The organism is Streptomyces sp. NPDC003032 (genome assembly GCF_053591415.1).
Map to the genome: position 1 here is coordinate 370,938 of NZ_JBSFTT010000004.1, position 24,884 is coordinate 395,821.

Annotated in this window: 21 protein-coding genes; 15 read left to right on the top strand and 6 right to left on the bottom strand. The window is 70.4% G+C overall.

The genetic code is table 11. The features are described from left to right. Positions 1–90 precede the first annotated feature (90 nt). Positions 91–897 (top strand): phosphatase, encoded by an 807-nt coding sequence (locus ACWDZ7_RS08250; RefSeq protein WP_451795857.1) that lies wholly within the window; start codon positions 91–93, stop codon positions 895–897. On the opposite strand, the gene ACWDZ7_RS08255 is transcribed toward ACWDZ7_RS08250, so the two are convergent. The 4 genes from ACWDZ7_RS08255 to ACWDZ7_RS08270 all read right to left on the bottom strand — a co-directional run bounded on the left by ACWDZ7_RS08255 (position 840) and on the right by ACWDZ7_RS08270 (position 4,596). Beyond that, positions 840–1,838 (bottom strand): cation diffusion facilitator family transporter, encoded by a 999-nt coding sequence (locus ACWDZ7_RS08255; RefSeq protein ID WP_451795859.1) that lies wholly within the window; start codon positions 1,836–1,838, stop codon positions 840–842. The genes ACWDZ7_RS08250 and ACWDZ7_RS08255 overlap by 58 nt on opposite strands. A 50-nt stretch (positions 1,839–1,888) precedes the next feature. Then, positions 1,889–2,749, bottom strand: a complete 861-nt coding sequence (locus ACWDZ7_RS08260; protein ID WP_451795861.1) for an acyl-CoA thioesterase — start codon at positions 2,747–2,749, stop codon at positions 1,889–1,891. 10 nt (positions 2,750–2,759) lie between these two features. Next, complete coding sequence (locus tag ACWDZ7_RS08265; RefSeq protein WP_451795863.1) at positions 2,760–3,917, bottom strand: acyl-CoA dehydrogenase family protein; 1,158 nt, start codon at positions 3,915–3,917, stop codon at positions 2,760–2,762. A gap of 85 nt (positions 3,918–4,002) precedes the next feature. Then, a complete protein-coding gene (locus ACWDZ7_RS08270; RefSeq protein WP_451795865.1) occupies positions 4,003–4,596 on the bottom strand; it encodes an SACE_7040 family transcriptional regulator in 594 nt (197 codons plus the stop codon). A 112-nt stretch (positions 4,597–4,708) separates the two neighbouring features. Here ACWDZ7_RS08270 and ACWDZ7_RS08275 point away from each other — a divergent pair, with 112 nt between their 5' ends. The 9 genes from ACWDZ7_RS08275 (at position 4,709) to ACWDZ7_RS08315 (ending at position 16,864) form a co-directional block, all read left to right on the top strand. After that, positions 4,709–6,328 carry a carboxyl transferase domain-containing protein gene (locus ACWDZ7_RS08275; RefSeq protein ID WP_451795867.1) on the top strand — a complete coding sequence of 540 codons (1,620 nt, stop codon included), beginning with the start codon at positions 4,709–4,711 and terminating at the stop codon, positions 6,326–6,328. 46 nt (positions 6,329–6,374) lie between these two features. Beyond that, positions 6,375–8,342: an acetyl/propionyl/methylcrotonyl-CoA carboxylase subunit alpha gene (locus tag ACWDZ7_RS08280; RefSeq protein ID WP_451795868.1), complete on the top strand. Its 1,968-nt coding sequence runs from the start codon at positions 6,375–6,377 to the stop codon at positions 8,340–8,342. After that, complete coding sequence (locus tag ACWDZ7_RS08285) at positions 8,339–9,295, top strand: hydroxymethylglutaryl-CoA lyase (protein ID WP_451795869.1); 957 nt, start codon at positions 8,339–8,341, stop codon at positions 9,293–9,295. Before ACWDZ7_RS08280 ends, ACWDZ7_RS08285 begins: the two co-directional genes overlap by 4 nt. Before the next feature lie 6 nt (positions 9,296–9,301). Beyond that, the gene (locus tag ACWDZ7_RS08290) at positions 9,302–10,456 is read left to right on the top strand and encodes an acyl-CoA dehydrogenase family protein (protein ID WP_451795870.1); all 1,155 of its coding nucleotides are present in this window, start codon (positions 9,302–9,304) and stop codon (positions 10,454–10,456) included. Positions 10,457–10,556: 100 nt separating this feature from the next. After that, positions 10,557–11,606, top strand: a complete 1,050-nt coding sequence (locus ACWDZ7_RS08295) for an ABC transporter substrate-binding protein (RefSeq protein ID WP_451795871.1) — start codon at positions 10,557–10,559, stop codon at positions 11,604–11,606. A 210-nt stretch (positions 11,607–11,816) separates the two neighbouring features. Beyond that, positions 11,817–13,259 carry a pyridoxal phosphate-dependent decarboxylase family protein gene (locus ACWDZ7_RS08300; protein WP_451795872.1) on the top strand — a complete coding sequence of 481 codons (1,443 nt, stop codon included), beginning with the start codon at positions 11,817–11,819 and terminating at the stop codon, positions 13,257–13,259. Further along, positions 13,243–14,553 carry a lysine N(6)-hydroxylase/L-ornithine N(5)-oxygenase family protein gene (locus ACWDZ7_RS08305; protein WP_451795873.1) on the top strand — a complete coding sequence of 437 codons (1,311 nt, stop codon included), beginning with the start codon at positions 13,243–13,245 and terminating at the stop codon, positions 14,551–14,553. The genes ACWDZ7_RS08300 and ACWDZ7_RS08305 overlap by 17 nt, the downstream gene beginning before the upstream one ends. Next, positions 14,550–15,095: a GNAT family N-acetyltransferase gene (locus ACWDZ7_RS08310; protein WP_451795874.1), complete on the top strand. Its 546-nt coding sequence runs from the start codon at positions 14,550–14,552 to the stop codon at positions 15,093–15,095. Before ACWDZ7_RS08305 ends, ACWDZ7_RS08310 begins: the two co-directional genes overlap by 4 nt. Further along, positions 15,092–16,864, top strand: a complete 1,773-nt coding sequence (locus tag ACWDZ7_RS08315; RefSeq protein ID WP_451795875.1) for an IucA/IucC family protein — start codon at positions 15,092–15,094, stop codon at positions 16,862–16,864. Before ACWDZ7_RS08310 ends, ACWDZ7_RS08315 begins: the two co-directional genes overlap by 4 nt. A 50-nt stretch (positions 16,865–16,914) precedes the next feature. Here ACWDZ7_RS08315 and ACWDZ7_RS08320 read toward each other — a convergent pair whose 3' ends face one another. Beyond that, complete coding sequence (locus ACWDZ7_RS08320; protein WP_451795876.1) at positions 16,915–18,534, bottom strand: beta-N-acetylhexosaminidase; 1,620 nt, start codon at positions 18,532–18,534, stop codon at positions 16,915–16,917. A gap of 141 nt (positions 18,535–18,675) precedes the next feature. Here ACWDZ7_RS08320 and ACWDZ7_RS08325 point away from each other — a divergent pair, with 141 nt between their 5' ends. From ACWDZ7_RS08325 to glmS, 3 genes are all read left to right on the top strand, one after another. After that, a complete protein-coding gene (locus ACWDZ7_RS08325) occupies positions 18,676–19,569 on the top strand; it encodes a DUF4429 domain-containing protein (protein WP_451795877.1) in 894 nt (297 codons plus the stop codon). A gap of 97 nt (positions 19,570–19,666) precedes the next feature. Continuing rightward, positions 19,667–19,924 carry a hypothetical protein gene (locus ACWDZ7_RS08330; RefSeq protein ID WP_451795878.1) on the top strand — a complete coding sequence of 86 codons (258 nt, stop codon included), beginning with the start codon at positions 19,667–19,669 and terminating at the stop codon, positions 19,922–19,924. 10 nt (positions 19,925–19,934) lie between these two features. Further along, positions 19,935–21,752: a glutamine--fructose-6-phosphate transaminase (isomerizing) gene (glmS, locus tag ACWDZ7_RS08335; RefSeq protein ID WP_451795879.1), complete on the top strand. Its 1,818-nt coding sequence runs from the start codon at positions 19,935–19,937 to the stop codon at positions 21,750–21,752. Positions 21,753–21,999: 247 nt separating this feature from the next. On the opposite strand, the gene ACWDZ7_RS08340 is transcribed toward glmS, so the two are convergent. After that, entirely contained in the window at positions 22,000–22,524 is a 525-nt protein-coding gene (locus ACWDZ7_RS08340) for a universal stress protein (protein WP_451795880.1), read from the bottom strand. Positions 22,525–22,877: 353 nt separating this feature from the next. Here ACWDZ7_RS08340 and ACWDZ7_RS08345 point away from each other — a divergent pair, with 353 nt between their 5' ends. Together ACWDZ7_RS08345 and ACWDZ7_RS08350 are read left to right on the top strand one after the other, a co-directional pair. Next, on the top strand, positions 22,878–23,249 hold the full coding sequence (locus ACWDZ7_RS08345) for a hypothetical protein (protein WP_451795881.1): 372 nt from the start codon (positions 22,878–22,880) through the stop codon (positions 23,247–23,249). A gap of 396 nt (positions 23,250–23,645) precedes the next feature. Then, on the top strand, positions 23,646–24,875 hold the full coding sequence (locus ACWDZ7_RS08350; RefSeq protein WP_451795882.1) for a helix-turn-helix domain-containing protein: 1,230 nt from the start codon (positions 23,646–23,648) through the stop codon (positions 24,873–24,875). The last annotated feature ends 9 nt before the right edge of the window (positions 24,876–24,884 follow it).

Below are 24,884 nucleotides of genomic sequence, written 5' to 3' on the forward strand. Positions count from 1 at the left end.
GGAACTGCGCGCCCAGCCACGAACAGCCCGCACAGAGCAGCCAACCCACTCCGCCCCGGCGCAGAGCACTCGTCCCGCACAATAGGAGCCATGCCGATACCCAGCCGTGCCGCGCTCGTAGACCACCTCGTCCGCACCCGCATCGCGGGCGATGTCGCCACCCCCCGCGAGAACAACCTCAGCCACTACAGGAAGCTCGCGAACGGCGACCGCCACTACTGGCTCGGCCTGGAGCTCGGCGACCGCTGGACCGACGAGCAGGACGTCCTCGCGGTGATGGCCGAGCGCTGCGGCGTCATCGACGACCCCGGGCACCGGCAGGGCCAGGACACCATCGACCCGGAGCTGACGGTCGACGCCCTGGAGCGCATGGCGGCCCGCCTGCGCAAGGCGGCCGCCGGCAAGGAGAGCGTCCTTTTCGCCACCGGCCACCCCGGAGGGCTGCTCGACGTGCACCGCGCGACGGCCGCCGCCCTGCGCGCGGCGGGCTGCGAGATCATGGTGATCCCCGAGGGCCTGATGGCGGACGAGGGCATGGTCTTCCAGTTCGCGGACGTGGCGGTCCTTGAGCGCGGCGCGACGCTGTGGCACACGCACTCCCCCGAGCCGATGAACGCGATCCTGGACGGCCTGGAGCGCGAGGGCCGCCCCCAGCCCGGCCTGGTGGTCGCCGACCACGGCTGGGCGGGGCGCGCGGGCCAGCGCGGCCTGGACTCGGTCGGATACGCGGACTGCAACGACCCGGCGCTGTTCATCGGCGAGGCCGAGGGCACGGTGCAGGTGACGGTCCCCCTGGACGACCACGTCACGAGCCCCCGCCACTACGACCCGATGACGGCCTACTTGTTGGACGCGGCGGGGCTGACCCCCGAGGCCCCCGGCGGCCCCGAGGCCTGACCCGTGCCCGGCGTCGGGTCCAGGTACACGCGCCTGATCGCGGGGAAGCGCTCCTGGATGCGGTGCGCCATGCGGTCGCAGGCCCGCTCGATGTCCCCGGCCGTGGACACGTCCCGGAAGTCGACCTTCGCGGCGACCAGGGCCTCCTTGGGCCCCTGGAGCAGCGTGGTGAGCTCCAGTACGTCCACGACATGCGGGTCGGCGAGCAGTTCGGCCCGCACCGCGGCCCGCATCTCCTCGGGCAGCGGACGGCCGATCAGCAGTTCGGAGTTGGCGTGCCCGAGGACCCACGCGACGTACACGAGCAGCACGCCGATGCAGAGCGAGGCGATGCCGTCCCACACGCCGGACCCGGTGAGCTGCCCGCCGAGCAGCCCGGCCGCGGCGAGCACGAGGCCCGCGAGCGCCGCCGAGTCCTCCATGACGACGGCCTTGACCGCCGTGTCGGGGGTGTGGCGCAGATAGCGCTTGAGGTGCACTCCGAAGCGGTCGGCCTCGCCGCGCGCCTGCTTGAGGCCGGTCCGCAGCGAGTAGCTCTCCAGGAGGAAGGCGACACCGAGCACGATGTACGAGATGAGCGGGTCACCCGGCTCCTCGCCGTGCGTGAGGGTGTGGACGCCGTCGTAGACGGCGAAGACGCCGCCGCCGACGAAGGTGGCGACGGAGGCGAGCAGCGCCCAGATGTAGCGGGCGCCTCCGTAGCCGAGCGGGTGGTCCTCGTCGGCGGGTCTGGCGCCGGCCTTCAGGGAGACGAGCAGCATCAGCTCGGTGACGGTGTCAGCCACGGAGTGCGCCGCTTCGGAGAGCATGGCGCTGGAGCCGCTGATGACGCCCGCGACGGCCTTGGCGAGGGCGATCCCGAGGTTGGCGACGGCGGCGACGACGACCGTGAAGGTGCTCTCGCCGCCGCCCTCCGACTTCTCTGAGGGTTGCTCACTCATGTACCGGACGGTATGTCCGATCAGCGCGAGACGCGAACCACGCCACTGTGTCAGCGCGGAACGCGCACCACGCCTTCTTGGATGACCGTCGCCGCGAGCCGTCCGTCCTGCGTCCAGATCCGTGCCTGGCCGAGGCCGCGGCCGCCCGAGGCCGACGGCGAGTCCTGGTCGTAGAGCAGCCACTCATCCGCCCGGAAGGGCCGGTGGAACCACATGGCGTGGTCGAGCGAGGCGCCGACGACGTCGCCGACGGCCCAGCCGCCCCGGCCGTGCGCGAGCAGCACCGAGTCGAGCAGCGTCATGTCGGAGACGTAGGTGGCGAGGCAGACGTGCAGCGGGGAGTCGTCGCCGAGCTTGCCGTTGGCCCGGAACCACACCTGGGAGCGCGGCTCGCGCGGGTGGCCGACGGTGGCCCATGGCGGTGCGTCGGCATAGCGCAGATCGACGGCGGCCCGCGCCTCGATGAGCCGCTCGGCGACCGGCGCCGGAAGGTGGCGGGGCAGCATCTCGGCGGCGGTGGGCAGCGTCTCGGGGTCGGGCGCGTCCGGCATGGCCGCCTGGTGCTCCAGCCCCTCCTCGTACGCCTGGAAGGACGCGGAGAGGTGGAAGATCGGCTGCCCGTGCTGGACGGCGACGACGCGGCGCGTGGTGAAGGAGCGGCCGTCCCGGATGCGGTCGACGGTGTACACGATGGGCGCGCCCGGGTCCCCGGGGCGCAGGAAGTACGCGTGCAGGGAGTGGGCAGGCCGCTCGCCGGGGACGGTGCGCCCGGCGGCGACCAGGGCCTGTGCGGCGACCTGGCCTCCGAAGACGCGGGGCACGAGCGCCGAACGGCTCATGCCCCGGAAGATGTCCTCCTCGATCTGCTCCAGGTCGAGCAGGTCGAGGAGGTCCTCAAGTGCCTGGTTCATGGAGGTAGTTCTACAGGCCCATGTTCTTCGCGATGATCATCTTCATGACCTCGCTGGTACCGCCGTAGATGCGGTTGACGCGGTTGTCCGCGTACAGGCGGGCGATGGGGTACTCGTTCATGAAGCCGTAGCCGCCGTGGAGCTGGAGGCACTTGTCGATCACGCGGTGCGCGACCTCGGTGGTGAACAGCTTCGCCGAGGCGGCCTCGGCGGCGGTCAGCTCGCCCGCGTCCAGCGCCTCCAGGGCGCGGTCGGCGACGGCCTCGGCGGCGTCCACCTCGGCCTGGCAGGCGGCCAGTTCGAACTTGGTGTTCTGGAAGGAGGCGACCGTCTTGCCGAAGACGGTGCGGTCCTTGACGTACTCCTTGGCGAACCGCACGGCGGCCTTGGCCTGCGCGTACGCGCCGTAGGCGATGCCCCAGCGCTCGGAGGGGAGGTTGCTGCCGAGGTAGTGGAAGCCCTTGTTCTCCTCGCCGAGGAGGTCCTCGACGGGCACCTTGACGTCGACGAAGGCCAGCTCGGCGGTGTCGGAGGTCCGCAGGCCGAGCTTGTCGAGCTTGCGGCCGATGGAGTAGCCCTCGGACTTGGTGTCGACGGCGAAGAGGGAGATGCCGTGGCGGCGGTCCTCGGCGGTCGGCGCGGAGGTGCGGGCGCAGACGATCACGCGGTCGGCGTGCACGCCGCCGGTGATGAAGGTCTTGGAGCCGTTGAGGACGTAGTGCGTGCCGTCCTCGGAGAGCTTGGCGGTGGTCTTCATGCCCGCGAGGTCGGAGCCGGTGCCCGGCTCGGTCATCGCCAGGGCCCACATCTCCTCGGCGGAGACGAACTTCTCCAGGTAGCGCTTCTTCTGCTCGTCGGTGGCGAGCATCTTGATGTAGGGCAGGGCGAGCAGCACGTGGACGCCGGAGCCGCCGAAGCTGACGCCCGCGCGGGCCGTCTCCTCGTACTGGATGGCCTCGAACTTGTGCGTGTCCAGGCCGGCGCCGCCGAACTCCTCGGGGACGTTGATCCCGAAGAGGCCCAGCTCGGCGAGCTTGTAGTAGAACTCGCGCGGCACCTGACCGGCGGCGAACCACTCGTCGTGGACGGGGACGACCTCGGCCTCGATGAAGGCGCGCAGGGTCTCCCGGAACGCCTGGTGGTCCTCATTGAAAACGGTACGGCGCACGGAGAACTCCCTCTTGCCTGCATCGACTAAGCGCTTGCTCAGAGGCAGGTTACCCGGCGGTCACCAGAGCGTCCAGAGACGCATGTCACTCCTTGGCCGCCGCCGCGAACGCCCCGTGCGCGAGGCGGTGGAGCAGCTCCGCCATGGCCGCCCGGCTGGGCAGCGCGTCACGGCGGCTCAGGTGCGGCGTGGAGTTCAGCAGCCCGAAGACCGCGTGCACGCAGACGCGGGCCGCGTTCTCGGCGAGGTCCGGGTAGACCTCGCGGACCACCTCGACCCAGATCTCCACGTACTGCCGCTGGAGCTGGCGGACCAGCTTGCGGTCGCTGTCCCGCAGGCGGTCCAGCTCGCGGTCGTGCAGGGTGATCAGGGAGCGGTCGTCGAGGGCGAAGTCGATGTGGCCCTCGATGAGCGAGTCCAGGACCTTCAGCGGGGAACCGTCCGCGTCGGCCACGCAGCGTTTGCCGCCCGTCAGGAGCTGCCCGCTGATGCCGACGAGCAGCTCCGCGAGCATCGCGTCCTTGCCCGCGAAGTGGCGGTAGAGACCAGGTCCGCTGATGCCGACGGCGGCTCCTATCTCGTCCACCCCGACTCCGTGGAAGCCGCGCTCGGCGAAGAGCCGGGCGGCCTCCTTGAGGATCTGCTCGCGGCGGGTGGGGGCGTCGGTTCTGGTGGCCATGGAATTGATTCTAGACAGGCCGGTTAGCGCTCGTTAACCTGAAGGGGGCGCGTTAACGCTCATTAACCGAATCCGGGCGTGGCCGGGTGGACCGAGCAAGGGGGCTCGACTGATGCGGCAGCAGGCACCAGTGCTGACGAGCGCGGCTGATCCCGCGTCCGAGGCATGGCGGGGGAACGAGGCGGCGCACACCGCCCTCGTCGAGGAGCTGCGGGCCAAGCTCGCGGCGGCCGCGCTCGGCGGCGGCGAGCGGGCGCGGGCCCGCCATGTGGCGCGCGGCAAGCTGCTGCCCCGGGACCGCGTGGACACGCTCCTCGACCCGGGCTCGCCCTTTCTTGAGCTGGCACCCCTCGCGGCCGACGGTCTGTATGGCGGGGATGCCCCGGCGGCCGGTGTCATCGCCGGGATCGGCCGGGTCTCGGGCCGCGAGTGCGTGATCGTGGCCAATGACGCCACCGTCAAGGGCGGCACGTACTACCCCATGACGGTGAAGAAGCACCTGCGCGCCCAGGAGGTGGCCCTGGAGAACCGCCTCCCGTGTCTGTACCTCGTCGACTCGGGCGGCGCCTTCCTGCCGATGCAGGACGAGGTCTTCCCCGACCGCGAGCACTTCGGGCGGATCTTCTACAACCAGGCGCGGATGTCCGGCGCGGGCATCCCGCAGATCGCGGCCGTCCTCGGCTCCTGCACGGCGGGCGGGGCCTATGTCCCCGCGATGAGCGACGAGGCGGTCATCGTCCGGAACCAGGGCACGATCTTCCTCGGTGGCCCGCCCCTGGTGAAGGCGGCGACCGGCGAGGTCGTGACGGCCGAGGAGCTGGGCGGCGGCGAGGTCCACTCGCGGACCTCCGGAGTCACCGACCACCTCGCGCAGGACGACGCGCACGCACTGCGCATCGTGCGGACCATCGTCTCCACGCTCCCCGCGCGCGGCGAACCGCCGTGGCCGGTGCAGCCGGTCGAGGAGCCGAAGGTCGACCCCCTGGGGTTGTACGGCGCGGTGCCGACGGACTCCCGCACCCCCTATGACGTACGGGAAGTCATCGCGCGCGTGGTCGACGGCTCCCGCTTCGCCGAGTTCAAGGCGGAGTACGGCACGACGCTGGTGACGGGCTTCGCCCATATCCACGGCCACCCGGTCGGCATCGTCGCGAACAACGGCATCCTGTTCTCCGAGTCCGCCCAGAAGGGCGCCCACTTCATCGAGCTGTGCGACCAGCGCGGCATTCCCCTGGTCTTCCTGCAGAACATCTCCGGCTTCATGGTCGGGCGGGACTACGAGGCGGGTGGCATCGCCAAGCACGGCGCCAAGATGGTCACGGCCGTCGCCTGCACGCGCGTGCCGAAGCTGACGGTCGTCGTCGGCGGTTCGTACGGCGCGGGCAACTACTCGATGTGCGGCCGGGCCTACAGCCCCCGCTTCTTGTGGATGTGGCCGAACGCCAAGATCTCCGTGATGGGCGGCGAGCAGGCCGCCTCCGTCCTCGCCACGGTCAAGCGCGACCAGCTGGAGGCGCGCGGCGAGCAGTGGGCGGCCGAGGACGAGGAGGCCTTCAAGGACCCGATCCGCGCGCAGTACGAAGAACAGGGCAGCGCCTACTACGCCACGGCCCGGCTCTGGGACGACGGCGTGATCGACCCCCTGGAGACCCGGCAGGTCCTCGGACTCGCCCTGACCGCGTGCGCCGGGGCGCCGCTGGGCGAGCCCGGCTTCGGCGTCTTCCGGATGTGACGTGAGGAACTCACCGATGTTCAGCACTGTTCCGAGGGACTCAGCGATGTTCAGCACTGTTCTGGTCGCCAACCGCGGCGAGATCGCGGTCCGCGTCATCCGCACCCTGCGGGCGCTCGGCGTCCGCTCGGTGGCCGTGTTCAGCGACGCGGACGCGGACGCCCGCCATGTGCGCGAGGCGGACACGGCCGTACGGATCGGCCCGGCACCGGCCGCCGAGAGCTATCTGTCCGTGGAGCGCATCCTTCGGGCGGCGGCCACGTCCGGCGCCCAGGCGGTCCACCCGGGCTATGGGTTCCTCGCGGAGAACGCCGCGTTCGCACAGGCGTGCGCCGACGCGGGACTCGCCTTCATCGGCCCGCCCGCCTCGGCGATCGACCTGATGGGCGACAAGATCCGCGCCAAGGAGACGGTGCGGGCGGCCGGCGTCCCGGTCGTCCCCGGCTCCTCAGGAAGCGGCCTGACCGACGCCGAACTGGCCGCGGCGGCCCGGGACATCGGCACCCCGGTGCTGCTCAAGCCGAGCGCGGGCGGCGGCGGCAAGGGGATGCGCCTGGTGCGGGACGAGGCCGTGCTCGCCGAGGAGATCGCGGCGGCCCGCCGCGAGGCCCGCGCCTCCTTCGGCGACGACACGCTGCTCGTGGAGCGGTGGATCGACCGCCCCCGGCACATCGAGATCCAGGTCCTCGCGGACGGCCACGGGCACGTGATCCACCTCGGCGAGCGCGAATGCTCCCTCCAGCGCCGCCACCAGAAGATCATCGAGGAGGCGCCCAGCGTCCTTCTGGACGAGGCCACACGCGCCGCGATGGGCGAGGCGGCGGTCCAGGCGGCCCGCTCCTGCGGGTACGCGGGCGCGGGCACGGTGGAGTTCATCGTCCCCGGCAAGGACCCCTCCTCGTACTACTTCATGGAGATGAACACGCGCCTCCAGGTGGAACACCCGGTCACGGAGCTGATCACCGGGCTCGACCTGGTGGAGTGGCAGCTCCGGGTGGCCGCCGGGGAGCGCCTGCCGTTCACGCAGGAGGACATCACCCTCACCGGGCACGCGGTCGAGGCCCGGATCTGCGCCGAGACCGTCTCCGTCAAAGCGGGCGCCCGCGGCTTCCTGCCCTCGGGCGGCACGGTGCTTTCCCTGCGCGAGCCGCAGGGCGACGGCGTGCGCACCGACTCCGGCCTGAGCGAGGGCACGGAGGTCGGCAGCCTCTACGACCCGATGCTGTCGAAGGTCATCGCGTACGGCCCCGACCGCGCGACGGCCCTGCGCAAGCTGCGCGCCGCCCTCGCCGAGACGGTCACGCTGGGCGTGCCGACGAACGCGGGCTTCCTGCGCAGGCTGCTCGCCCACCCGGCGGTGGTGGCGGGCGAGTTGGACACGGGCCTCGTGGAGCGCGAGGTGGACGGCCTGGTCCCCGCCGGCGTGCCGGACGAGGTGTACGAGGCGGCGGCCGCGGTGCGCGAGGCCGCGCTCGCCCCTGCGGAGGGGGGCTGGACGGATCCCTTCTCGGTGCCGAGCGGCTGGCGGCTCGGCGGGACACCCGCGCCGCTGACGCACTGGCTCCACATGCCGGGACTCGACCCGGTCTCCCGCGTCACCCGAGGAACCCACACCGTCACCCCCGACCACGTCAGCGTCACCGTCGACGGCACCCGGCACACCTTCCACCGCGCGGGCGACTGGCTCGGCCGCGACGGCGACGCCTGGCACGTGCGGGACCACGACCCCGTCGAGGCGAGCCTCACCGGCGCCGCGCACGCCGGGGCCGACGCGCTCACCGCCCCCATGCCGGGCACCGTCACGGTCGTGAAGGTCTCCCCCGGCGACCGGGTGAGCGCGGGCCAGAGCCTGCTGGTGGTCGAGGCGATGAAGATGGAGCACGTCATCTCCGCCCCGCACGCGGGCACCGTCACCGAGCTCGACGTCACGCCGGGATCGACGGTCGCCATGGACCAGGTGCTCGCGGTGGTCGAGCCCGATGAGTCACCCGCGACCGAGGAGGACAAGGGATGACCACCACAGGCGCACCCGCCGGACTCCCCATGACCGTCCCCGCCCCGGACCTGCCGTCCCGCGTCCGTATCCACGAGGTCGGCGCGCGCGACGGCCTGCAGAACGAGCAGTCGGTGGTCCCCACCGAGATCAAGGCGGAGTTCATCCACCGCCTGGCCGACGCGGGCCTGACCACCGTCGAGGCGACCAGCTTCGTGCACCCCAAGTGGGTGCCCCAACTGGCCGACGCGGAGCGGCTCTTCCCGCTCCTCGGCGACCTCCCGGGCGTGCGCCTGCCGGTCCTCGTGCCGAACGAACGCGGTCTGGAGCGGGCGCTGGCGCTCGGCGCGCACCGCGTCGCCGTCTTCGCCAGCGCCACCGAGTCCTTCGCCAAGGCCAACCTCAACCGCACGGTGGACGAGGCCCTCGCCATGTTCGACCCGGTGGTCTCCCGCGCGCGGGAGCAGCAGCTGCATGTCCGCGGCTATCTGTCGATGTGCTTCGGCGACCCCTGGGAGGGCCCGGTGCCCGTCGCCCAGGTCGTCCGCGTCTGCCGCGCCCTGCTCGACATGGGGTGCGACGAGCTGAGCCTCGGCGACACCATCGGCGTGGCCACACCGGGCCACGTCCGCGCCCTGCTCACCGCCCTGGACGAAGCACAGGTCCCGACCGACCGCGTCGGCGTGCACTTCCACGACACGTACGGCCAGGCGCTCGCCAACACCCTGGCCGCCCTCCAGCACGGCGTGACGACGGTGGACGCCTCCGCGGGCGGCCTCGGCGGCTGCCCGTACGCGAAAAGCGCCACCGGCAACCTCGCCACCGAAGACCTCGTGTGGATGCTGCACGGCCTCGGCATCGACACCGGGGTCGATCTCGGCCGCCTCAGCGCCACCAGCGCCTGGATGGCCGGCCACCTGGGCCGACCCAGCCCCTCCCGCACCGTCCGCGCCCTGACCCACCAGGAGCAGTGAAGAACGATGGACCACCGTCTGAGCCCCGAGCACGAGGAACTCCGCCGCACGGTGGAGGCGTTCGCCCACGACGTCGTCGCCCCGAAGATCGGCGACTTCTACGAACGCCACGAGTTCCCCTACGAGATCGTCCGCGAGATGGGCCGCATGGGCCTGTTCGGCCTGCCCTTCCCCGAGGAGTACGGCGGGATGGGCGGTGACTACTTCGCGCTCGGCATCGCCCTCGAAGAGCTGGCCCGTGTCGACTCGTCCGTGGCGATCACCCTGGAGGCGGGCGTCTCGCTCGGCGCGATGCCGCTGCACCTGTTCGGCACCGAGGAGCAGAAGCGCCGGTGGCTGCCGAAGCTGTGCTCCGGCGAGACGCTCGGCGCCTTCGGCCTGACCGAGCCGGACGCCGGCTCGGACGCGGGCGGCACCCGCACCACGGCGGTGCGGGACGGCGACGACTGGGTGATCAACGGCTCCAAGTGCTTCATCACCAACTCCGGTACGGACATCACCGGCCTGGTCACGGTCACCGCCGTCACCGGCCGCAAGGACGACGGCCGCCCCCTGATCTCCTCGATCATCGTGCCGTCGGGGACTCCGGGCTTCACGGTCGCGGCGCCGTACTCGAAGGTGGGGTGGAACGCGTCGGACACCCGCGAGCTGTCCTTCTCCGACGTGCGCGTCCCCGCGGCCAACCTCCTGGGCGAGGAGGGCCGGGGCTACGCCCAGTTCCTGCGCATCCTCGACGAGGGCCGTGTCGCGATCTCCGCGCTGGCCACCGGGCTCGCGCAGGGCTGCGTGGACGAGTCCGTGAAGTACGCCAAGGAGCGGCACGCCTTCGGGAAGCCGATCGGCGCGAATCAGGCCATCCAGTTCAAGCTCGCCGACATGGAGACGCGGGCCCATATGGCGCGCGTCGGCTGGCGGGACGCGGCGTCGCGGCTTGTCGCCGGGGAGCCGTTCAAGAAGGAGGCGGCGATCGCCAAGCTCTACTCGTCGACGGTCGCGGTGGACAACGCCCGCGAGGCCACACAGATCCACGGCGGATACGGCTTCATGAACGAGTACCCCGTGGCCCGGATGTGGCGGGACTCCAAGATCCTGGAGATCGGCGAGGGCACCAGCGAGGTGCAGCGGATGCTCATCGCCAGGGAGCTGGGTTTCGCGGGCTGACGGAGGGACCCCTGGACTTGAAGTGAGCTTAGGCTAGCCTAAGCTCTACTTCCGGCCAGTGGCTCCGGCCGCCGTACCGTCACGAAAGCAGAGAACCCACATGCCCCAGTCCCGTCCGACCCAGCTCTCCCGCCGCGGCATACTCACCGCCGGTGGCGCCCTCGGCCTCACCGCCGTCCTGGCGGCCTGCGGCAACGAGAAAAAGGACGGGGACAGCAAGGCCAAGGGCGGCGCGGCCAAGTCCGGCCCCTGGAGCTTCAAGGACGACCGCGGCAAGACCGCCGAGCGGGACGCGACGCCGAAGAACATCGTCGCCTTCACCGGCGTCGCCGCCGCCCTGTTCGACTACGGCATCGAGTGCAAGGGCGTTTTCGGCCCGACGAAGACCAAGGACGGCAAGCCCGACGTCCAGGCCGGCGACATGGACATCAGCAAGCTGACGGTCATCGGCAACGAATGGGGTCAGTTCAACATCGAGAAGTACGCGGGCCTCGCCCCCGACGTGCTCATCTCCACGATGTTCGACGACCGGGGCACCCTCTGGTACGTGCCGGAGGAGAGCAAGGACAAGATCCTCAAGCTCGCCCCGAGCGTCGGCATCAGCGTCTACGACCGCCAGATGACCCAGCCGCTGCAGCGCATCCTCGCGCTCGCCGAGTCGCTCGGCGCGGACGTGAAGTCGGACAAGGTCGTCAAGGCGAAGAAGCGCTTCGAGGCCGCCTCCGAGCGGCTGCGCAAGGTCGCCAAGGCGCACAAGGACATCAAGGTCCTCGTCGGCTCCGCGAGCCAGGACCTGTTCTACGTCTCCGGCTCGGACCTCTCGGCCGACCTGGAGTACTTCAAGGCGCTCGGCGTGAACCTCATCGAGCCGCCGGCGAGCGCCAAGAAGGAGTCCGGCGGCTGGTTCGAGAACCTCAGCTGGGAGAACGTCGACAAGTACGGCGCGGACGTCATCATGATGGACAACCGCACCTCGGCCCTCCAGCCGGCCGACCTCGGCAAGTCCAAGCCGACCTGGAAGAAGCTGCCCGCGGTCAAGGCCGGACAGGTCATCCCGCGCGTCACCGAGCCGATCTTCTCGTACGACAAGTGCGCGCCGATCCTCGAGGACCTCGCGGACGCGATCGAGAAGGCGAAGAAGGTCGGCTGACCTCGACGCCGCCGTCCCGTCACGTACTTGAGCCGCCCTCTCCACGCACCACGGAGGGGGCGGCTCCGTTTTTGTCACCCAGTGAGACCCCCGGGGTTCAATGAGGCAGGACGTTAGGTTAGGCTTACCTAAGTTCCACGCCACGCCCTTGCCTCCCCACACTCCTGTCCCCTAGGGCGCGGTCAAGTCCCCTCACCTGGAGGACAGTTCATGCGCTCGCACCTGCTCAATGACACCACCGCGGAGCGGTACCGCAGCTCCGTGACGGAAGGAGTCGAGCGGGTGGCGGCCCGACTCGCCACCACCTCCCGCCCGTTCACCGGCATCTCCGTCGACGAGCTCGCGCCCCGCATCGAGGCCGTCGACCTGGACGAGCCCCTGCACGACACCATCGCCGCGCTGGACGAACTCGACGAGCTCTACCTGCGCGACGCGGTGTACTTCCACCACCCCCGCTACCTCGCCCACCTCAACTGCCCGGTCGTCATACCCGCCGTCCTGGGCGAAGCGGTGCTCTCCGCCGTCAACTCCTCGCTCGACACCTGGGACCAGTCCGCGGGCGGCACCCTCATCGAGCGCCGCCTCATCGACTGGACCACCGAGCGCATCGGCCTCGGCCCGGCCGCCGACGGCGTCTTCACCAGCGGCGGCACCCAGTCCAACCTCCAGGCGATGCTGCTGGCCCGCGAGGAGACCAAGGGCCAGGACCCCGCCCGGATGCGGATCTTCGCCTCCGAGGTCGGGCACTTCAGCGTCCAGAAGGCCGCCCGGCTGCTCGGCCTCGGCGAGGACGCCGTCGTCGTGATCCCCACCGACCGGAACAAGCGCATGCAGACCGTGGCGCTCGCCCGCGAGTTGGAGCGCTGCCGCCGCGACGACCTCTCCCCCATGGCTGTCGTCGCCACCGCGGGCACCACCGACTTCGGCTCCATCGACCCGCTGCCCGAGATCGCCGAACTGTGCGCGCGGTACGGCACCTGGCTGCACGTGGACGCGGCGTACGGCTGCGGCCTGCTCGCCTCCCGCAAGAACCGCCACCTCCTGGACGGCATCGAGCGCGCCGACTCCGTCACCGTGGACTACCACAAGTCCTTCTTCCAGCCGGTGAGTTCCTCGGCGGTGCTCGTGCGCGACGGGGCGACACTGTCCCACGTCACGTACCACGCCGAGTACCTCAACCCGCGCCGCATGGTGCAGGAGCGCATCCCCAACCAGGTCGACAAGTCCCTCCAGACGACCCGGCGCTTCGACGCCCTGAAGCTGTGGATGACGCTGCGCGTGATGGGCGCGGACGGCATCGGCGACCTCTTCGACGAGGTCTGCGACCTGGCCTCGGAGGGCTGGAAACTGCTCGCCGCCGACCCGCGCTACGACGTCGTGGTCGAGCCGCAGCTCTCCACTCTCGTCTTCCGCTACATCCCCGCCGAGATCTGCGACCCCTCCGCGATCGACCGCGCCAACCTCTACGCCCGAAAGGCCCTGTTCGCCTCCGGCGACGCGGTCGTGGCGGGCACCAAGGTGGGCGACCGCCAGTTCCTGAAGTTCACCCTGCTCAACCCCGAGACCACCACCGCCGACATCACGGCTGTCCTCGATCTGATCGCCGGCCACGCCGAGCAGTACCTGGGAGAGAACCTTGACCGCGCCTGCTGACCCCCACCAGCCGCCCGCGACGACGTACGACTTCATCGGCATCGGCCTCGGCCCGTTCAACCTCGGCCTCGCCTGCCTCACCGAGCCGCTCGACGAGCTGAACGGGCTCTTCCTGGAGTCCAAGCCGGACTTCGAGTGGCACTCCGGGATGTTCCTGGAGGGCGCCCACCTCCAGACGCCGTTCATGTCGGACCTGGTCACGCTCGCCGACCCGACGTCGCCGTACTCCTTCCTCAACTACCTGAAGGAATCGGGACGGCTGTACTCCTTCTACATCCGCGAGAACTTCTACCCCCTGCGGACCGAGTACAACGACTACTGCCGCTGGGCCGCCGCGCGGCTCTCCTCGATCCGCTTCAGCACGACGGTCGAGGAGGTCACCTACGAAGACGATCTCTACGTCGTGCGCACCACGGCCGGTGACCTCCTCCGCGCCCGCCGCCTCGTCCTCGGCACCGGCACACCGCCGCACCTGCCCGAGGCCTGCGACGGCCTGGGCGGCGACGCGATCCACAACTCCCGCTACCTCCAGAGCAAGGCGGAGCTCCAGAAGAAGGAGTCGATCACGCTCGTCGGCAGCGGCCAGTCGGCCGCCGAGATCTACTACGACCTCCTCGGCGAGATCGACGTACACGGCTACCGGCTGAACTGGGTCACCCGATCCCCCCGCTTCTTCCCCCTCGAATACACCAAGCTGACGCTGGAGATGACCTCCCCGGAGTACATCGACTACTTCCACGCGCTGCCCGAGGCGACCCGCTACCGCCTGGAGGCCCAGCAGAAGGGCCTGTTCAAGGGCATCGACGGCGAGCTGATCGACGCGATCTTCGACCTGCTCTACCAGAAGAGCCTGGCCGGGCCCGTCCAGACCCGGCTGCTCACCAACACCGCGCTGACCGAGGCGTGTTACGACAGCACGGACCGCACGTACACGCTGGGCCTGCGCCAGGAGGAGCAGGAGAAGGACTTCCGGCTCCGCACCCAGGGCCTGATCCTCGCCACCGGCTACCGCTACCAGGTGCCCGAGTTCCTCGCCCCGGTCCACGACCGCATCCGCTGGGACGGCCGGGGCCGCTACGACGTGGCACGCAACTACAGCATCGACACCACCGGGCACGGCATCTACCTCCAGAACGCCTCCGTCCACACCCACTCGATCACCAGCCCCGACCTCGGCATGGGCGCGTACCGCAACGCGTACATCGTCGGCGAGCTGCTCGGCCGCGAGGTCTACCCGGTCGAGAAGTCCATCGCCTTCCAGGAGTTCGCCGCGCCGGAAGGAGTGCTGATATGAGTACTGATTTCACGTTCCGCCCCCTCGACCCCCTCTCCGACGCCGAGCTGGTGCACAGCTGGGTCACCCACCCCAAGGCCGCGTTCTGGCTGATGCAGAACGCCTCGCTGCCCGACGTCGAGCGCGAGTACATGGCGATCGCGGCGGCCGAGCACCACGACGCGTTCCTCGGCCTGCACAAGGGCGTGCCGTCGTTCCTGATGGAGCGGTACGACCCCGCGTACGTGGAACTCGTCGGCCTGTACGAGCCGCTGCCCGGCGACGTCGGCATGCACTTCCTCACCGCCCCGTCCGACGTCCGCATCCCCGGCTTCACCCGCGGCGTGATCACCGCGGTGATGCGGGAGCTGTTCGCCGACCCGGCGACCGAGCGGGTCGTCGTCGAGCCGGACGTACGCAACACGGCGGTGCACGCCCTCAACGAAACCGTCGGGTTCCGGCCCGAGACCGTCATCCAGAAGCCGGAGAAGGAAGCCCTGCTGAGCTTCTGCACCCGGGAACAGTTCGAGACAGCAGTACGCGAAAGGGAACTGGCGATATGACCCTGTCCGACGCCGTGGCACATCTGTCCCCGGAGCGCTGGGCCACAGCCAACCGCCTGCTCATCCGCAAGGCGCTCGCCGAGTTCGCCCACGAGCGGCTGCTCACCCCCGAGCCGCTGGGCGAGGGCGAGGGCACGTACGTGGTCCGCAGCGACGACGGCCTCACCCGCTACCGCTTCGCCGCCCGGGTCCTGCGCCTGGACCACTGGCACATCGACGCCGACACGATCACCCGCCACCACGACGGCACCGAACTCCCGCTCAACGCCCTGGAGTTCTTCATCGAACTGCGCGGCGCGCTCGGCCTGAGCGACGCGATCCTGCCGGTCTACCTGGAGGAGATCTCCTCCACCCTCTCCGGCATCTGCTACAAGCTCACCAAGCCCGCGGTCCCCGCCGCCGAGCTGTCCCGCTCCGGCTTCCAGGAGATCGAGACGGGCATGACCGAGGGCCACCCCTGCTTCGTCGCCAACAACGGGCGGCTGGGCTTCGGCGTGCACGAGTACCTGTCGTACGCACCCGAGACCGCGAGCCCCGTACGCCTGGTCTGGCTGGCGGCACGCAAGGACCGGGCCGCGTTCACGGCGGGCGCGGGCCTCGACTACGAGTCGTTCTTCCGCGCCGAGCTGGGCGAGGAGACCCTGGCCCGCTTCGACCGCGTCCTGCGCGAGAAGGGCCTGGACCCGGCGGAGTACCTCCTCATCCCCGCCCATCCCTGGCAGTGGTGGAACAAGCTGTCGGTGACCTTCGCCGCCGAGGTCGCCCAGGGCCACCTCGTCTGCCTCGGCGAGGGCGACGACGAGTACCTCGCACAGCAGTCGATCCGCACCTTCTTCAACTCCACCGCCCCCGCCAAGCACTATGTGAAGACGGCCCTGTCCGTCATCAACATGGGCTTCATGCGCGGCCTCTCGGCGGCGTACATGGAGGCGACCCCGGCGATCAACGACTGGCTGGCGAACCTCGTCGACACCGACGAGACGTTGCGCGGGACCGGCCTGACGATCATCCGCGAGCGCGCGGCCGTCGGCTACCGCCACCTGGAGTACGAGGCCGCCACCGACCGCTACTCCCCCTACCGCAAGATGCTCGCCGCCCTGTGGCGCGAGAGCCCCGTGGCGTCCCTCGCGGAGGGCGAGCAGCTGGCCACGATGGCCTCGCTGCTGCACGTCGACCGCGACGGCGGGACCTTCGCCGGGGCGCTCATCGAACGCTCGGGCCTCACCCCCACCGAGTGGCTGCGCCGCTATCTGCACGCGTACCTGACGCCGCTGCTGCACAGCTTCTACGCCTACGACCTGGTCTTCATGCCGCACGGCGAGAACGTGATCCTGGTCCTGAAGGACGGCGCCGTCCAGCGCGCGATCTTCAAGGACATCGCCGAGGAGATCGCGGTGCTGGACCCGGACGCGGTCCTTCCGCCGGTCGTCGAGCGCATCCGCGTGGAGGTCCCCGAGGACAAGAAGCTCCTGTCCATCTTCACGGACGTCTTCGACTGCTTCTTCCGCTTCCTGTCGGCGAACCTCGTCACCGAGGGCCTGATCGACGAGGACGCGTTCTGGGGAGCCGTCGCGGAGTGCGTCACCGCCTACCAGGAGGCGACGCCGCACCTGGCCGACAAGTTCAAGCAGTACGACATGTTCGCCCCGGAGTTCGCGCTGTCCTGCCTGAACCGGCTCCAGCTGCGCAACAACGAGCAGATGGTGGACCTGGCGGACCCCTCGGGGGCGCTCCAGCTGATCGGGACGCTGAAGAACCCGATCGCGTAAGGCCGATGGGGCTCGGAAGACGGTCCTTCCGAGCCCCATCCACGTACGCCCTACTTGGCGGGCCAGGGCACCTGCGGCGACTGGTAGTAGCCGATGCCCAGCGCGTCCCAGCGCGGCGCCTGCGCGGCGAGCCGCACCTTGTACTTCTCCCAGTCGTGCGTGGCCGCGGGCGACCAGCCCAGCTCGGCGATGCCCGGCAGGCGCGGGAACGCCATGTAGTCGAGGTGCGCGGAGGTCGACAGCGTCTCCGTCCACAGCGGCGCCTCGACACCCATGACGGAGTCGGCGGGCGCGCCCGGCAGATACGTGCCCGGGTCCCAGTCGTAGGACCGCCGCACCTCGACGAGCCCGGCCCAGGAGAGGCCGAGCGGGGTGTCCTTGGTGTACTTCATGTCGAGGTAGGAGCGGTCGGCCGGCGAGAGGACCAGCTTGGTGCCGTTCTTCGCGGCGTTCACGACCTGCTCGCGCTCGGCGGCGCCGGTCCTGTCGTAGCCCCAGTACTGCGCGACGGCGCCCTCCGCGGGCTTGGCGCCGGTCAGCTGGTGCCAGCCCATGACCGTCTTGCCGTACTTGGCGACGACCGGCTGCACCTTGTCCATGAAGGCGACGAAGTCCTCATGGCTGGTGGAGTGCGCCTCGTCGCCGCCGATGTGGATGTACTTGCCGGGCGTCATCGCGGCCAGCTCACGGATCACGTCGTCGACGAAGTCGTATGTGACGTCCTTCTTGACGCACAGCGAACTGAAGCCGACCGCGGTGCCGGTGTAGAGCGGCGGGGCGATGCCGTCGCAGTTCAGCTCGGCGTACGAGGCGAGCGCGGCGTTGGTGTGCCCCGGCATGTCGATCTCCGGGATCACCTCCAGATGGCGCGAGGAGGCGTAGGCGACGATCTCCTTGTACTGGGCCTTCGTGTAATAGCCCCCCTTGCCGCCGCCGACCTGTGTGGAGCCGCCGTACGTGGCCAGGCGCGGCCAGGAGTCGATGGCGATGCGCCAGCCCTGGTCGTCGCTGAGGTGCAGGTGCAGCTTGTTCATCTTGTACAGCGCCGCCTGGTCGATGTAGCGCTTGACCTGGTCGACGGTGAAGAAGTGCCGCGACACGTCGAGCATCGTGGAGCGGTAGGCGTAGCGCGGCATGTCCTTGATGGTGCCGCCCGCGATCCGCCACGGGCCGCGCTGCCTGGACTGCTTCTCGACGGCGGCGGGCAGTTGCTGGCGCACCGTCTGCACGCCGTGGAAGAGCCCGGCGTCCGACCAGGACGTGATGGTGAGGGAGCCGCGCTTCGAGATGACCCGGTAGCCCTCGTCGCCGAGGACCTTGTTCTCCGGTTCAGCGCTGATGCGCAGCCGGATGCCGTCGCTCCCCCCGCCGGTGACGACGGGCAGCTTGTAGCCGGTGGAGGGGCGCAGCACCTTGGCGAGGTACTCGCCGACGCGGCGCTCCTCGGGGCGGTCGCCGCCGACGCGGATCCGGGTCCTGGCGGTGATCTCGTACCCGGCGCCGCCCGCCTCGGCCTTCATGGGCGCGGGCACGATCTGGCCGAGCGGGGTGACGGCGGGTTTCGCGGCCGGTCCCGAACCGCCGGGAGCGGCGGCGAAGGAGGAGATCCCGGCGGCCGCCACGAGCAGCAGCGAGCCGAGCAGTCGTGTCGTTCGGTGGTGCGTTCTCACAAGCGGGTCCCTTCGACGGGGGCGCAACTGTGGTGCATCGCATACGAACGGTTCCCATTGGTAACCCGGCCCCCACGAGGGGTCAAGGGGTATAGACCAGGTGTCCATTTGCCCGCAGGGGAACGGTGCGAGAATCGCCGCATGGCGGAAATCATCCAGCGGGACGGGACCTGGACCTTCGACGGGGAGACGCTGAGGCTCGTGCCGGGCCACGACAAGAGCGTCTCCCTGCTGCGCAAGACGCTGGGCGAACTGACGGTGCCCCTCGGCGCGTTGGCGGGCATCGCCTTCGAACAGGGCAAGAAGGCGGGGCGCTTGAGGCTGCGCCTGCGGGACGGCGCCGACCCGCTGCTCCAGGCGACGGGCGGAAAGCTGACGGACTCCTGCGACCCGTACCAACTGGTGGTGGAGCCGGACCGCTACGGAGTGGCGGAGTACCTCGTCGACGAGGTCCGCAACGCCCATCTGCTCGAACAGGTGCCGGCCGAGCCCTGCACGGCCTACCTCCTCGCCGGCCCGTCCGTACCGCTCTCCGTCTCCGCCGGGGACGCCACGGCGGGCTTCGACGGGGAGCAGGTCCGCCTGGAGTGGAACTGGAAGGCGGAGGACGCGAAGTCGGCGTCCGGCACGCGGACGCTGGCGCTCACCGACGTCGCGGCGGTGGAGTGGCACCCGGCGGTCGGCCTGGAGAACGGCTACCTCCGCTTCACCGTCAGGCACGCCCCGACCAAGGCCCCGCCGAAGTACGACCCGAACTCGGTGGAGCTGTGGGGCTTCAAGAAGGACCCGCTGATGGCCCTGATCGCGGCCGCCGTCCAGGCCCGCCTCCCGCACCCCTCGGCGCCCGCGCCCCCGCAGGCCCCCAAGGACGCGCCGCCCGCCACCACCAGGACCCTCGCCGCACCACCGGCCCCGGCCGATGATCACGACGCCCTGCTGCGCCGCCTGCGCGAGCTGGGCGAACTCCACCAGGCCGGCATCCTCACGGACGAGGAGTTCACCACGGCCAAACAGGCGGTCCTGCGCCGCATGTAGGCCCTATGCAGGCCGTCCCAGCCTCTTTCCGCCACGCTCCTGCCCGATTCCGGGCAGGATTCTTGCGAAAGCGGAGAAGATCCCCCAGGATCATCGAATGCACGACGACCTGGTGGACCACCTCACCCGCAGCACCCCGCTCCAGCGGGGCGAAGCTCTGCGGGTCATCCAGGACGTGCTGGCCTACTTCGACGAGACGACCGAAGAGTTCGTCCGTCGCCGCCACCGCGAACTGCAGGGTCAGGGCCTGCTGAACGCGGCGATCTTCGAACGGATCTCGGCGGACCTCGAATACCGCGCGGTCGCGCCGCCCGAGCTGAGCCTCCGGCAGCTGCGCCGCATCATCTACGGCTAGGACACCCTCTATGTGTGGAATCGTCGGTTATATCGGCAAGCGTGACGTCGCCCCGCTCCTCCTCGAAGGCCTCCAGCGCCTGGAGTACCGCGGCTACGACTCGGCGGGCATCGCCGTCACCGGCCCCAAGGCAGCGGGCCTGAAGACGGTCAAGGCCAAGGGCCGCGTCCGCGACCTGGAGGCCAAGGTCCCCGCCCGCTTCAAGGGCACGACCGGCATCGCCCACACCCGCTGGGCCACCCACGGCGCCCCCTCCGACGAGAACGCGCACCCGCACCTGTCCCAGGACGACAAGGTCGCCGTCGTCCACAACGGCATCATCGACAACGCCTCCGAGCTGCGCGCCAAGCTCACCGCCGACGGCGTCGAGTTCCTCTCCGAGACGGACACCGAGGTCCTCACCCACCTCATCGCCCGCTCCCAGGCGGACACCCTGGAGGAGAAGGTCCGCGAGGCGCTGCGCCACATCGAGGGCACGTACGGCATCGCCGTCCTGCACGCCGACTTCAACGACCGCATCGTCGTCGCCCGCAACGGCTCCCCGGTCGTCCTCGGCATCGGCGAGAAGGAGATGTTCGTCGCCTCGGACGTCGCCGCGCTCGTCTCGCACACCCGCCAGGTCGTCACCCTCGACGACGGCGAGATGGCCACCATCAAGGCCGACGACTACCGCACGTACACCACCGAGGGCTCGCGCACGACGGCCTCGCCGACCACCGTGGAGTGGGAGGCCGAGTCGTACGACATGGGCGGCCACGACACGTACATGCACAAGGAGATCTTCGAGCAGCCCGACGCGGTGGACCGCGTCCTGCGCGGCCGCATCGACGACCGCTTCTCCACCGTGCACCTCGGCGGCCTCAACCTCGACGCGCACGACGCCCGCAAGGTGCGCCGCGTCAAGATCCTCGGCTGCGGCACCTCGTACCACGCGGGCATGATCGGCGCCCAGATGATCGAGGAGCTGGCCCGCATTCCCGCCGACGCGGAGCCCGCGAGCGAGTTCCGCTACCGCAACCCGGTCGTGGACCCCGACACCCTCTACATCGCGGTCTCCCAGTCCGGTGAGACGTACGACGTCCTTGCCGCCGTCCAGGAGCTGAAGCGCAAGGGCGCCCGCGTCCTCGGCGTGGTGAACGTCGTCGGCTCCGCGATCGCCCGTGAGGCCGACGCGGGCGTGTACGTCCACGCGGGCCCCGAGGTCTGCGTCGTCTCCACCAAGTGCTTCACCAACACCACCGTCGCCTTCGGCCTGCTCGCCCTGCACCTGGGCCGCATCCGTGACCTGTCGGTCTCCGACGGCAAGCGGATCATCGAGGGCCTGCGGAAGCTGCCCGGCCAGATCTCGGAGATCCTCAAGCAGGAGGACGAGATCAAGAAGATCGCCAAGAGCTACGCGGACGCCCGTTCGATGCTCTTCATCGGCCGCGTACGGGGCTACCCCGTCGCCCGCGAGGCGTCCCTCAAGCTCAAGGAGGTCTCGTACATCCACGCCGAGGCCTATCCCGCCTCCGAGCTGAAGCACGGCCCGCTCGCCCTCATCGAGCCCGCGCTGCCGACCGTCGCGATCGTCCCGAACGACGACCTCCTGGAGAAGAACCGCGCCGCCCTCGAGGAGATCAAGGCCCGCAGCGGCAAGATCCTCGCGGTCGCGCACCAGGAGCAGGAGAAGGCCGACCAGACGATCCTCGTCCCGAAGAACGAGAACGAGCTGGACCCGATCCTGATGGGCATCCCGCTCCAACTGCTCGCCTACCACACGGCGTTGGCGCTGGGCCGGGACATCGACAAGCCGCGCAACCTGGCGAAGTCCGTGACCGTCGAGTAAACCGGACGGCCGAACATGTGAACGGCTCCCCGTGCGTGCCACCAGCACACGGGGAGCCGTTCCCTCAAGGGCCGGGGTCGCCCATTACCCCGACCCGCGCCCGCGTCGGCCGCCGGGCCGTCACGCCCCGGCCGGCAGGGGCGGTGTGCCGGCGACCTTTATGTACCCTTCGCAAGGGCATGAAGCACCTCTACGCGCGAGTAGATTTGTCCGCTCAAGAGGCGGCGCGCGGAAGGGAGTTGCGAGGTTACGGAATGACGATGACGGGCCGCTGCGCCCGTCGCGCCAGCCGCCCCGCGACCGAGCCGAAGATGCGCCCGACGATGCCGTGCGTGGAGCCGACGACGATCGCGTCCGCGCTGTACTCACGGCCGACCTCCTCCAGCTCGTGGCAGATGTCGCCGCCGCGCTCGACGAGGATCCAGGGCACTTCGGACAGATACTCCGCACACGCCAGTTCGAGGCCGAGCACCTCGGTGCGGTGGTCCGGCACGTCGACGAAGACCGGTGGCTCGCAGCCCGCCCACACGGTGGTGGGCAGCCGGTTGGCGACATGGACGATGATCAGGCCCGATCCCGACCGGTGGGCCATGCCGATGGCGTAGGCGAGGGCCCGCTCACTGGAGGTCGAGCCGTCGAAGCCGACGACGACGCCGTGCCGGAACGCGGGATCGCAGGAATGACGCGGTTCTTCCGCCGCTCGGGGGGTCGCCGTCGGATCGGCGACCTGACGCTTGCGGTCCGCTGGTTCGGAGAATTCGTGACCGGCCATGGGTGTCTCGGCGAGGAGTCCTCTGTGGGAGGGTCTGCTTGTTCAGGTGGTGCGGCGGTTCAGGACCTGCGAGGTAGTCCGGGAATCATCTTCCCAACCCCATACCCCCAAGGGTACGGCGACACTCCTCTCCTGCCCAGCGCCCGCATGGAGCCCGCACCGGGCTCCCGCCGGGCCGCACAAGGGCCTCCCGGCGTTCACCGGAGCATGCATGAGCCTCGCCCGTATGGCAATGGTTGCTGCCCCGTACAGGCGGTTTGCGCACCCGGGTGCGCCCACCCGGCGGCATGCCAGTGACCGGCCGCCCGACAGCGCGTTGAACCCCCGTACACCACCGCCACAGGGAGCACGCCGTGCCTGGACCGCCGACCGCGTCCCCACCCAACCGCAAACACCGCCCGGCCCCGGGACCACGCGCCCGGGAGCGGCGGCAGGCGCCCGCGCAGGACTCGGTGAGCGACGTGGTGCGCTGGGCGGCGTTCAGCTGTGTCCTGGTTCCCGTCGTCCTTGTGGGGTACGGGATCTCCCTGGCCGGGGCCGGCGGCGCCGCCCTGGGTCTCGCGGCCGTCACCGGGGTCTGCCGGGTGCTGCTGCGCCAGTCCGAGCGGTGCGCCGCCCGGCTGCTCGCGGAACAGAACTGCGGGCACCGCGGGCGGCACAGCAGAACGGGCGCGGGAGCGCACAGGGGCCTGCGGCACAGCCCCGACAGCGCGCCGGTCGACTGACCGATTCGCACACAAGCTCCCGTAGGTTTTCAGCCAACTTCCGGGGTGCCCGCATTCCTTGGCCGAACAGGCCCTCAACCCTCGTCCGACCAGGGCTGAAAGGTGCCCCAAGGGCGTGCGCACCCTACGGGGACCGGCCATGGAGCCGAGGCGCACTTCCCTGCACGGCCCGCGAGTGCAACGCTTCGTGATCGAATGCTTCACGCCAAGTTGCCATGTCGACAATCTGCCGGGTGCTGAACTGGTCACCCCGGCAGCACGGGACACAGTAGATTCGATCTTGACTGTATTACGGCGGGGGACTGGTGGAGGACCGAGGGGAAACGTGCAGGAGCGACAGGCCCAGCAAGCACGTCAAGAACAGGGAGCCGCTACGACCGAGGGGGGTTTAGCACCATGAGCCACGACTCCACTGCCGCGCCGGAGACCACGGCTCGGAAGCTCTCCGGGCGCCGCCGCCGGGAGATCGTAGCGGTGCTGCTGTTCAGCGGTGGTCCCATCTTCGAGAGCTCCATACCGCTCTCCGTGTTCGGCATCGACCGGCAGGACGCGGGGGTCCCCCGTTACCGGCTGCTCGTGTGCGCCGGTGAAGACGGCCCGCTGCGGACCACCGGCGGACTCGAACTGACCGCGCCACACGGCCTGGAGGCCATCGGTCGCGCGGGCACGGTCGTCGTACCGGCCTGGCGGTCGATCACATCGCCGCCACCGCCGGAGGCACTCGACGCGCTGCGCCGCGCGCACGAGGAGGGCGCCCGCATCGTCGGGCTCTGCACCGGCGCGTTCGTGCTCGCCGCCGCCGGACTGCTGGACGGCCGGCCCGCGACCACCCACTGGATGTACGCGCCGACGCTCGCGAAGCGCTATCCGTCCGTCCACGTGGACCCGCGCGAGCTGTTCGTCGACGACGGGGACGTCCTGACGAGCGCCGGCACCGCGGCCGGAATCGACCTCTGTCTGCACATCGTGCGCACGGACCACGGCAACGAAGCGGCGGGCGCGCTCGCCCGCAGGCTCGTGGTGCCGCCGCGCCGGGCCGGCGGCCAGGAGCGCTACCTCGACAGATCTTTACCCGAGGAGATCGGCGCCGACCCGCTCGCCGAGGTCGTCGCCTGGGCCCTGGAACACCTCCACGAGCAGTTCGACGTGGAGACGCTCGCCGCGCGCGCGTACATGAGCAGGCGCACCTTCGACCGCAGGTTCCGCTCGCTGACCGGGAGCGCTCCCCTGCAGTGGCTGATCACCCAGCGGGTGCTCCAGGCGCAACGGCTCCTGGAGACCTCCGACTACTCCGTCGACGAGGTCGCGGGCCGCTGCGGCTTCCGCTCGCCGGTCGCGCTGCGGGGCCACTTCCGGCGCCAGCTCGGCTCCTCGCCCGCCGCGTACCGGGCCGCGTACCGCGCCCGCCGACCACAGGGCGAGCGTGTGCTGGAGGCCGCGTCCGCGACCTCGCAGGCCGTGCCCACCCTGGTGGAGGCGGGTCCGGTGCCGACCCAGACCCGGCGCACGGCCGCGGCCAGCGCGCTCGGGCCGTCGGCCTCCGTGCCCACCGAGCCCGGCAAGCCGAACTCGGACGTGTACGCGTCGGGACGTCCTCCCCTGCCCGGCCAGAGGAGTGCGCCGTAGGGTAAGACG